Raw genomic sequence first — 2,707 nt, 5'->3', positions numbered from 1 at the left:
CGATTTCCGTTTTTCAAAGCGGTTCTTCAATGACAAAACTCTGTGCCGGTGTTATAATCTCCTTCATTATATTATATATGATTGTCAATTATAATTGACTGTGAAAACGAATGGGAGCTGCCACATGCTTGAGATCAGCCATCTAAAAAAGAGCTACAACGGCCAGCCGGTGCTGCGGGACGTGAACCTGACGCTGGCGCAGGGCGAGGTTATGGCGGTTATCGGCCCGTCGGGAACGGGTAAGTCCACGCTGTTGCGCTGCGTCAACTTTCTGGAGCGCCCCGAGAGCGGGACGATCACCCTCGACGGACTGACGGTCGACGCCGCCCGCGCCACGCAGGCCCAGATCCACGCGCTGCGGCGTCAGACGGCCATGGTCTTTCAAAATTACAATCTGCTGCGCAATCTGACGGCGCTGGAGAACGTCATGGAGCCGATGGTCACGGTCCAGCGCCTGCCGCGCGTTCAGGCTCGCAGACGGGCCTTGGAACTTCTGGACAAGGTGGGGCTGGCCGACAAAGCGGATTTTTATCCGCGCAAAATGTCGGGCGGCCAGCAGCAGCGCGTGGGAATCGCCCGCGCCATGGGCGGCGACGCCAAGGTGATTTTGTTCGACGAGCCCACGTCGTCGCTGGATCCCGAGCTGATCGGCGAGGTGTTGGCGGTGATCCGGCAGCTGGCGGAAGAGCACACGACCATGGTGATCGTCACGCACGAGATGAAATTCGCCCGCGAGGTCGCCGACACGATGATCTTTCTCGAGGACGGCATCGTCGCCGGCGAAGGCACGCCTGAAGAGATCTTCGAGCGTTGCGGGAACGAACGCATCCGCCGTTTCGTGCACCGCGTCATGGATCAGTAGGGAGGCGCGGGAAAATGCTTTTCGACTTCAAAAGCTTTACCGAACTGTTTCCGCTGGTCCTGTCCTCGCTGGGGCTGACGGCGGAGATCGCCGCCCTCTCGCTGGCCGGCACGCTGGTCCTTTCCACGGTTATCGCCATCGTGCGCTATTACAAATTCCCTCTGCTGACGCAGTTTTTCGACGCGTTCGTGACCGTGTTCCGCGCCACGCCGCTGGTGGTGGCGCTGTTCATGATTTTCTTCGCGCTGCCCTGCCTGATTCCGGCGCTCAAGGCGATGACGCCGTTTCAGGCCACGGTCGTCAGCCTGATCTGCAACACGTCGGCCTTCATGGCGGAAAGCTTCCGCGCCGCGCTGGAGTCGGTGGACAAGGGACAGATCGAGGCCTGCTACTCGATGGGCATGACGCGGGCCCAGGCGATGCGGCGCGCCATTCTGCCCCAGGCTTTCGTCGTCGCCGCGCCTTCGATCGGCAACCATTTCATCGGCATCATCAAGGGCACGGCGCTGGGCTTCACCGTCGGGCTGGCCGATGTGATGGGCACGGCCAAAATGGAGGCGGCGCTGAGCCTGCGCTTTTTCGAGGCCTATCTGTGCGTGACCATCGTCTACGTGGCGATCGTGCTGATCGTCGAGTTTTTCCTGCGCCGGATCGAGCGGCGGCTGCAAGATCTTTATTAGCTCCCGTTCTTTTCGATAGATCAAAATTTTCAAGGAAGGTGTTTTTTGATGAATTTGAAACGTATCTGCGCTCTCTCCCTGACCGCTGCGGCGCTGATCGCCGGCGCGGCTTTCGCCGCCGACGCGCCGAAGGAGATCACGGTCGCTTCCGGCAACAGTTCCGTCCCCAACACCTATTTCTCCAAGGGACAGCACCTCGGCACCGAACCCGACATCTGGGCCGCCATCGCCGCGAAGACCGGGCTGAAAGTCAACTTCGTCACCGGCGAATTCAACACGCTCTTCGGCTATCTCGATTCCGGACGTGCCGATACGGTGGGCAACACGATCACCGTCAACCAGAAACGCATCGACAAGTACAGATTTTCCGAGCCGTACGCCTACATCCCCGAAAAGCTCGTCGTTCATGAAGAGCGCACGGACCTGAAACGCCTTAAGGATATCGACGGCCTGAAATGCGGCTACAGCGCCGGATCCAACGGAGGCAACCTGTTCAAGCAGATCGCCGAGAAGGAAGGCATCAAGGTCGAACTGGTCGTTTTCGACAGCAGCGACCTGCTCAACGAAGCCTTTCGCCAGGGCAAAGTGGACGTGATGATCTTCGCCGGCAGCGAGGCGGCTTTCAAGATCAAAAACGGCTTCCTCAAGGCCCGCACGGTCGAGGAGAACATCGCCGTCGGCGAGAAGGCGTTCCCGTTCCGCACCGACGACACGTCGCTGGCGCTGCGCGCCATCGTCACCGGGGCCATTCGGGAGATGAAGGCCGACGGCACGCTGAGTGCCATCTACCAGAAGTGGTTCGGCGACGATTTCAGCCAGCCTCCCGCCGGTTACGTCTCGCCCTGGAAGCTCGATTGATCCCCGTTCCGACACATCGAGAGCCGCCGTCCGCACGGCGGCTTTTATTTTCATCGGCGCTGTGTTAGTATGACGGCAGTCCGCCCCTGCTCGGCCTGGCGTCTTTCCGAAAACGGGGGCCATTTGGGAGGCTTCGCTTTGAAAAAATTCGACCACGGCGGAGACGTTTATTCCCGCGACGTCGATCTCGATTTCTCCGTCAATCTCAATCCGCTGGGCATGCCGCCGGCGGTGCACGAAGCGCTGCGGGCCGGCGTCGATTCCTACGCCGCCTATCCCGACCCGCACTGCCGCGCGCTGCGGGCGG

The 2,707-nt window shown here is 60.4% G+C and carries 3 protein-coding genes; all 3 read left to right on the top strand.

Annotation, left to right across the window (positions count from 1 at the left end; genetic code table 11):
• Positions 1 to 124: 124 nt before the first annotated feature.
• The 3 genes from HMPREF7215_RS09595 to HMPREF7215_RS09585 are packed head-to-tail and all read left to right on the top strand — an operon-like array spanning position 125 to position 2,400.
• Positions 125 to 862: an amino acid ABC transporter ATP-binding protein gene (locus tag HMPREF7215_RS09595; protein WP_009165652.1), complete on the top strand. Its 738-nt coding sequence runs from the start codon at positions 125 to 127 to the stop codon at positions 860 to 862.
• 14 nt (positions 863 to 876) lie between these two features.
• Positions 877 to 1,542 (top strand): amino acid ABC transporter permease, encoded by a 666-nt coding sequence (locus HMPREF7215_RS09590; protein WP_009165651.1) that lies wholly within the window; start codon positions 877 to 879, stop codon positions 1,540 to 1,542.
• 48 nt (positions 1,543 to 1,590) lie between these two features.
• Complete coding sequence (locus HMPREF7215_RS09585) at positions 1,591 to 2,400, top strand: transporter substrate-binding domain-containing protein (RefSeq protein WP_009165650.1); 810 nt, start codon at positions 1,591 to 1,593, stop codon at positions 2,398 to 2,400.
• Positions 2,401 to 2,707: the final 307 nt, after the last annotated feature.

This window comes from Pyramidobacter piscolens W5455 (genome assembly GCF_000177335.1).
GTDB lineage: Bacteria > Synergistota > Synergistia > Synergistales > Dethiosulfovibrionaceae > Pyramidobacter > Pyramidobacter piscolens.
This window is presented reverse-complemented; position numbering and strand designations above follow the sequence as displayed.

Coding starts and splice junctions, on each gene's coding strand:
- HMPREF7215_RS09595 (WP_009165652.1), top strand. CDS start 125: ATGCTTGAGATCAGCCATCTAAAAAAGAGCTACAACGGCCAGCCGGTG.
- HMPREF7215_RS09590 (WP_009165651.1), top strand. CDS start 877: ATGCTTTTCGACTTCAAAAGCTTTACCGAACTGTTTCCGCTGGTCCTG.
- HMPREF7215_RS09585 (WP_009165650.1), top strand. CDS start 1,591: ATGAATTTGAAACGTATCTGCGCTCTCTCCCTGACCGCTGCGGCGCTG.